Source organism: Rhodococcus sp. MEB032 (assembly GCF_030208925.1).
GTDB classification, from domain to species: domain Bacteria; phylum Actinomycetota; class Actinomycetes; order Mycobacteriales; family Mycobacteriaceae; genus Rhodococcus_F; species Rhodococcus_F qingshengii.
On sequence record NZ_JARVSY010000007.1, the window covers coordinates 431,654 to 438,961 of the forward strand.

Consider the following 7,308-nt stretch of genomic DNA (forward strand, 5'->3'; position numbering starts at 1 on the left):
GGCATTCTGTACTCTCGATCGGGTGGCAATTCGCATCGTGAGTCTTGTGGCCCGATTGGGTTTGGCGGCCGTCTGGCTGATTTCCGGGGGACTCAAGTTCTTTGATCCCGTTCAGACGAAGATCGCGGTGCGCGCCTATCAACTATTGCCCGAGTCACTGGTGGGTCCGGTGGCGACGGCTCTTCCCCTGGTCGAAATAGTCCTGGGCCTGCTGATCCTCGTCGGGTTGGCGGTGCGAGCATCCGCTGCAGTCTCGGTGGTCATCCTCACGGTTCTCATTGCGGTGATCATTTCGGTGTGGGCCAGGGGATTGTCCATCGACTGCGGATGTTTCGGCGGCGGAGGTGCAGCCGACGTCGGCGCTTGGGACTATTCGAAGGAGATTCTCCGCGACCTGGGCTTCTTGGCACTTGCCGTCTGGCTGCTCGTGTTCCCGCGTTCGCCACTCGCATTGGGGCCCGGATCACGCGCGGCGTTCTCAGTGGATACTCAGTCTTCAGTGGCAAGGTAAGCAATCGGTAAATCGTTTCGACGCACGAAGGACTGCATCAGCGTGAGCACCAAGAGCAGCAAGAACAAATACTCGCCGGAACCGGTCTCGAGCCGCTCCACCTACATCATCGGTGGCCTCGCGGTGCTCGTGATCGCGGCCCTCGTCATCGGCGGTGTCTTGTGGACGAACAGCAAGAACAAGCCCCAGAACGACGGCTACGGCTCCGTGCAGAGTTCCGAAGTTGCCGTCACGGTGCAGGACAACGGAGTGGTGCTGCTCGGCAAGCCCTCCGCCGCGACAACCATTGATCTCTTCGAGGATCCGCTGTGCCCGGCCTGTGCTGCTCTCGAACACCTCAGTGGCCAGGCTCTCGCGGCCGCCGTCGACAACGGTGACGTCGCCGTGCGGTACCACATGCTGAACTTCCTCAACCGGGCGTCGGGCAGCGGTGACTACTCCACACGGGCCGGCGCCGCTCTGCTCTGCGTCGCTCAGGGTGGTGACGCGATTGCGTACTCCGCATTCCACAACAAGCTTTTCGCGACCGACACGCAGCCGGCCGAGGGCGGCAGCAGCGACCACACCAACGACGACCTCGCCCAGATCGCTCGTGATGCGGGCGCATCCGAGGACGTGGCAACCTGCATCTCTTCCGGTACCAACGTCGAAGCCGCCGCGGCCAATGCCGCAGCCGCCAGCCAGGCGCTCAAGGATGTCGGGTCGAACGGGACGCCCACGGTTGTGGCGAACGGCAAGATCGTTGACACAGGCAGCAGCGACTGGGTTTCCAAGCTCTCCTCTTGAGCTGGAGCGGCCGCTTCGACAAGGAGCGGCCGCTTCGCTCTGACCAGGCGATTTGTTGCCCACGAGTCAAGTGGTGTAACTTTCTTCCAGCAAGCGGAAAGCAGAACAGCCGCTGCGAGTTCGACTGTTAGAGCGAACTGAATACGGGGCTATGGCGCAGCTGGTAGCGCACCACACTGGCAGTGTGGGGGTCAGGGGTTCGAGTCCCCTTAGCTCCACCCGAACAAATGCTCTGCACCAATCGGTGCAGAGCATTTGTTGTTTTCGAGCCAGTGTTGTGTTGTCGACCCTGTGTTTTTCGAGTCTCTATTGCATGCAGCACAGTTCTGCCTAGATGTGTCGACCGCCATAACGCCAGGGCGTCAATATTCAATAACGTCCGCGATGAGGCCTGATCATCCCGTGCATTCTCAGCATGGGGACCGTTGGCGGAACGGAGAACCATGAGTGCACACGTGGTGATAATCGGGGCAGGATATGCGGGCGTCATGGCAGCGAAGCGACTGCTGAGAACTCGGTCGGACATCACGGTGACCGTCGTGAATCCGCGCCCACACTTCGTGCAAAGAATCAGGCTCCATCAGATGATCGCGGCTGGCTACGACGCGACGGTCTCGTTCGACAGGGCGCTACCGCGTGCGGCACACCGAGTCTTCGGAGAGGTGACGACGATCGAGGCGGGGCTCGGCAGGCTTACCCTCGACGACGGCAGTGTGCTCGACTACGACTATCTGGTCTACGCAGTCGGAAGTGGGCAGTTACCCAGCACTATCGGCGGGGCGGCGGAGCACGGGTTCAGCGTCTCCGAATTCGAGGACGCGGTTCGCCTCGAATCCAGAATGGCGACACTCGACGGGGAGGCTACGGTCTGTGTTGTCGGCGGCGGTCTCACCGGAATCGAGACTGCCGCAGAATTGGCTGAGCAGCGAAGCAGCCGAATCACTTTGGTGACCGGAGGAATCGTGGCCCCGGATCTGTCAGAGCGTGCGCGATCTGCAATTCTCAGAACATTGACCGATCTTGGGGTCGACATCGTCACCGAATCCCGGGTTACACGGATTGACGGTTCGTCCTGCGAGCTTGCGGGAGGCGCACGGGTGGAGGCAGATTGCACGATTCTCGCGACAGAATTCGGGGTCCCCGAGCTGGCGCGCCGAAGTGGCCTTCCCGTCGACGGTCTCGGTCGTCTGAAGGTCGACGACCGACTCGAATGCTCGTCCCACCCCAACATCGTCGGTGCGGGTGATGCGGTCGCAGTCGGTGATCTTTTACTGAGGATGAGTTGTCAGGCCGCGATTCCCTTGGGAGTCCATGCGGCCGAGACGATCCTGCATCGACTCGAAGGTTCCGCGCCGCGCCCGGTGGCTCCGAAGTTCGCAGGCCGGTGCATCAGTCTCGGGAGGCGGCGAGGTGTGTTCCAGCGGACCACTCGTGTCGACGACGCAGCGGGCATGTTCATCGCAGGCATGGCGGGTGCGTTCGTCAAAGAACGAGTGTGCTCGTCGACGACCGAGTGGGCACTCACTCCCCGCCGCTCTTTCTTCTACAACTGGACATGAGCAGCGCTGGTCACGCTCGATCACAGACTCGATCGATGATCGCCGCAGTCTTGCGGACGTACGGTTGGCGGACGACGTCTTCGTGGCACGCGTCGACGTCGTCGAAATCCAGTGAGCCTGTGGCAATGAGTGACCAGATCTCGCGTCCACGGTTGTTGGTGGCTCCACGGATCACGGTGACGGGCGCGGCGCATGCTCGTATCCGATGCTTCCGGAGCGCCTGGCCTCCGATGTAGAGGAACACGGTCCACTGGGTGGCCGGCGGGTACTGCAGAATGCCGGCGAACAGCGTGCGGATCCACATGGCCGCGACGGTGCGTCTGGTCGGCTTCCAGCGGGCATTGGTGGATGGTTGTGGTGCAAGGTCGACGATCGACGGATCCAAAGTGATGCCCGCTCGACCAGCCAGTCGTGCGGCAGCCTCGGTGGAGATTCTGGTGTCGAGAACGGTGACGTGTTCGACAGTGTCACCTGACTCGGACAGCTGTGTCGCCATTTCCAGCGCCACGTAGCCGCCGTACGAGTATCCGGCGAGGAGGTATGGCCCGGTGGGCTGAATCTTCTTGATTTCGAAAATGAAACGGCGGGCGCTTGCTTTCACCGACCGGTCGGGTAGTCCGCGAGATTCGAAGCCGTGTGGCTGAAGTGCGTAAACCGGCCGATCGGTGTGAAGCGCTTTCGACAAGGTGGACAGCGTCGTCGATGGGCACCCCGCTCCGTTCATGATGAACAGCGGTCGCCCGGAGCCTTCGAGCTTCAGTGGCACCATCGTGTTGTGACAGACGCGATCATCGGGATCGATTCTGCGCCGATCCACCAGCGCTGCAAGGTCTTTGACGGTACTGGCGGCCGCGAACTCCGCCGCCGTGATCCGGATCCGGAACATGTCGTGAATCTTTGCCACCACTTCGGTTGAAGCAAGCGAATCGCCGCCGAGTTCGAAGAAGTCGTCCTCACGGTCGATGGAGTCGATACCGAGAATCGACTCCCAGATCGAGGACAACCACAATTCGGCGGGCCCGGCGAGAGTCGGTGGAGTGGACCGCACCTCGACGGAGGGCAGCGCTGTTCGATCGACCTTTCCTCTTTCGTTGCGGGGCAACGCCGGCATCAGAACAAAATGTCGGGGGAGCATCCAGGCCGGCAGATATGTCGCCAATTCGCGCCGCATCGCGGCGCCCGACCGTGCCATCACGGCTTTGGTCAGGACCACGTAGGCGACGATCTCCGGTCGATCGTTCTCGAGGACGACGGCCACGAAAACATCGGCGACGCCTGGAATTCGACGAATATGCGCCTCGACTTCCATCGGCTCCACCAGGTAGCCCCGAATCTTGACGGCGTCGTCGACGCGTCCCCGCAGTTGCAGTTCTCCGCGTTCGTCGATGCGGCCCCGGTCACCGGTCCGGTAGATGCTCACTCCGTCGCCCAGGCGCGTGAATCGTGTTGCAGTTCGATCCGGGTCGCCGTGGTATCCGTCGGCAAGATCACTGGAGACAACCTGAATCTCTCCGATCTCTCCGTCGGGGAGAGGCACGCCGTTCACATCGACGATCTGTACGTCCTTGCCGTCGCGAGCACGTCCGGCCGGTACCACTCCGACGGGTAGTTCGGAATGTGGTGGGAACACGTTGTACGCGACGACACCGGTCTCGGTGGTGGCCAGCCAGTTGACGTACGTGACGCGAGCGAAGCCGTGACTGCGATGGCGCGCGTAGTCCTCGCCGTGAACTGCTTCCCCGTACGTTACGACGACGCGCAGGGAACCGATCGAATCATCATTTGCTGCAACGCAATCGAGATCCGACCACGCCCGCAGAAAAGACGGCGCACAGTGCGTGGTCGTGATCGAATTCTCGATCAGCCAGTCGTCGATTCCCGAGACGCCGTCGATACGTGGATCCCAGCAGTAGACCGTGACTCCGTTCATAAGCCCCATGATCAGGGCCGTGATTCCGGCTCCGAAACTGACGGGCAACAGGTTCCCGATGTGATCGTCGGGTCGCAGGTCGATTGCTGCGGCGAGTTCGTCGGCCTTGTTCAGGCACATGGAGTGGCTCAACACGACTCCCTTGGGTGCCCCGCTGGTGCCTGACGTGAACGCGATCATGGCAGGGTCGGAACTCGATGGTTCCAACGCGCTGTCGAATCTGAAGCCCGTCGCAGCAGACTCGTCGAGTATCGACTGCAGCGGGACTGCACCCGAGGTGCTCATGATGTGCGCTCGGCGGGCCTCGGGGAGTTGTGGGTCGATCATGACCAAGGGCCGACCGGAAATCAGAGTGGCGAGGATGGCGGGCACCGACTCGGCCGTTGGTTCGAGATCGACCGCAACCGGGCGTGCCCCGTGTGACCCACGTAGGCGAAGTTCGCGGACCAATGCGTCGGTCCGGAGTTCGAGTTCGGCGAAAGTGATCCGGTCGCGCGGAGTCACGACGGCAACGGCGTCGTGCTGCATAGAGGTGACTCGGCGCCACCTCGACTCGATCGTCTCGTCGATGACTGCATAGCGAGTGCGTTCTAGACCTAAGTCGACAACCTTCATCACAGTAGCTCCGTCCGACTTTCAGCTATCTTTTAGCAAAGACTACATAAGGTTTGTGAAGTAGGTCCATAACAAACCAAAAGTAGTTTTACATACCTCCCCATCCTCCAGTCCGTCAGCTCCGAATGTCTTGAGGAACCAATGCCGATCGAGCGTTGTACAGACGAGGAGCAGTGACATGAAGTGGTCGGGGCGAAGTGCGATTGCGATTGCGGGAGTGTGCGCCGCAGCGACGATGTTTTCGGGAACCGCGCAGGCGAGCCCAATCTGGGAACCCTTGCAGCCGGTGGCGAACCTGGACGTCGCGCGCTACGTAGGGGAATGGAACCAGGTGGCGGCGATTCCTCAGCCCTTCAACCTCGCGTGCGCGAAGGACACCCGGGCGAGTTACGGGATTGTCGATTCCACGAACGTGAGCGTGAAGAACACGTGTACGACGTGGACCGGTCAAGCCAACGAGATCGTCGGGAATGCCCGAGTTACCGATCCAGCAACGGGTGCCCAGTTGCATGTGAGCTTCCCCGGGGTGCCCTCACAGGAAAGCTTGGACGGCCCACCCAACTACATCGTCACCTACATTGCCGACGACTATTCGTGGGCACTGGTGGGCGATCCGCTCAGGCTTTCCGGGTTCGTGCTCTCACGGTCGGCGGTTATCGACGCGGCAGGCTGGAGTGAGATCCGCCGGGTCGCCGAATCCCGTGGATACAACGCATGCACGATCCTGACGTCACCGACCACCGAGGGCACGTCGGACATCCGTCCGCTCTGCACGGTGTGAGTCTGCTGTCAGCGTGAACCTTCCGGAGCCACACTCCACTACGATCACTGATCGGTACGTGTGGTTTCGGAAGGTTGTGTGGTGGCGAAGAAGCAGATTCCCGTAATAGTCGTCGCAGGCTTTCTCGGTTCGGGCAAGACGACGCTGCTCAACCATCTTCTGCGTAACAACGACGGTGTACGCATCGGCGTGATCGTCAACGACTTCGGCTCCGTCAACATCGACTCGATGATGGTCGCCGGTCAGGTCGATTCGATGGTCTCTCTCAGCAACGGCTGTTTGTGCTGCGCTGTCGACGTCTCGGACATGGACGAGATGCTGAACAAGTTGGCGCACCGGCAGTCCGGGATCGACGTGATCGTCATCGAGGCCAGCGGGCTTGCCGAGCCGCGGAACATGATTCGACTCGTCCTCGGAAGTGAGAACCCGTCTGTCGTCTACGGCGGCCTGGTGGTCCTGGTCGACGGAGCCAATTTCTCCACCGTTCGCCGCGAACATCCCGAGCTCGATCAACATGTCCGCCTGGCAGACCTGGTGGTAGTCAACAAGATCGACAGCGTTCCGGTCGCCGAACGCGAGCGATTCACGGCCGAAATTCGTAAGTTGAATCCGCGAGCGCCGATGGTGGAAACCTCGCACTCGCGGATAGACCCCGCTCTGTTGTTCGATACCGGCGAGGTGACCCCTCCGGCTCCGGGCGATCAACTGAGCCTCGACGAACTCCTGCGCGACGGGCACGACGACGATCACGAGGACGGCTCGTGTCACCACGATCACCTGCACCACCGCTACGAATCGGTTGATTTCGCATCGGAGACGCCTCTCGATGCCAGGGCCTTGACGCACTTTCTCGAGAATCAGCCGTCGGGTGTTTACCGCATCAAGGGCTTCGTGAACTTCGAGATTCCGGGCTACACAGGAAAATTCGAGATCCAATCGGTGGGTGATCATGTCCGGATCACGCCGCTGCGATGGAAGTCGGGCGAACCTCGAACCACGCAACTGGTCGTGATCGGCACCGGGATGGATTCGGGGGCGGTCGGCAGCGCGCTCCGCGCCTGCATGCGCGAGGAAACGGTCGAACCGCACCCCGACGCCATGCTGGGATTGCACCGCTATACCGTCG

Annotated in this window: 6 protein-coding genes and 1 tRNA gene; 6 read left to right on the top strand and 1 reads right to left on the bottom strand. The window is 61.3% G+C overall.

Annotation, left to right across the window (positions count from 1 at the left end):
- Positions 1-22: 22 nt before the first annotated feature.
- The 4 genes from QRN54_RS08885 to QRN54_RS08900 all read left to right on the top strand — a co-directional run bounded on the left by QRN54_RS08885 (position 23) and on the right by QRN54_RS08900 (position 2,856).
- Positions 23-511, top strand: a complete 489-nt coding sequence (locus tag QRN54_RS08885) for a MauE/DoxX family redox-associated membrane protein (RefSeq protein ID WP_003942318.1) — start codon at positions 23-25, stop codon at positions 509-511.
- 42 nt (positions 512-553) lie between these two features.
- On the top strand, positions 554-1,297 hold the full coding sequence (locus QRN54_RS08890; RefSeq protein WP_007731305.1) for a DsbA family protein: 744 nt from the start codon (positions 554-556) through the stop codon (positions 1,295-1,297).
- A 145-nt stretch (positions 1,298-1,442) separates the two neighbouring features.
- Positions 1,443-1,515, top strand: a tRNA-Ala gene (locus QRN54_RS08895).
- 225 nt (positions 1,516-1,740) lie between these two features.
- Entirely contained in the window at positions 1,741-2,856 is a 1,116-nt protein-coding gene (locus QRN54_RS08900; protein WP_285181867.1) for an NAD(P)/FAD-dependent oxidoreductase, read from the top strand.
- Positions 2,857-2,866: 10 nt separating this feature from the next.
- On the opposite strand, the gene QRN54_RS08905 is transcribed toward QRN54_RS08900, so the two are convergent.
- The gene (locus QRN54_RS08905) at positions 2,867-5,401 is read right to left on the bottom strand and encodes an AMP-binding protein (RefSeq protein ID WP_285181868.1); all 2,535 of its coding nucleotides are present in this window, start codon (positions 5,399-5,401) and stop codon (positions 2,867-2,869) included.
- A 178-nt stretch (positions 5,402-5,579) separates the two neighbouring features.
- On the opposite strand from QRN54_RS08905, the gene QRN54_RS08910 reads away from it, so the two are divergent.
- A complete protein-coding gene (locus QRN54_RS08910; protein ID WP_007731307.1) occupies positions 5,580-6,182 on the top strand; it encodes a lipocalin family protein in 603 nt (200 codons plus the stop codon).
- A gap of 81 nt (positions 6,183-6,263) precedes the next feature.
- The coding region (locus QRN54_RS08915) for a CobW family GTP-binding protein (RefSeq protein WP_285181869.1) at positions 6,264-7,308 on the top strand (1,045 nt) is incomplete at its 3' end.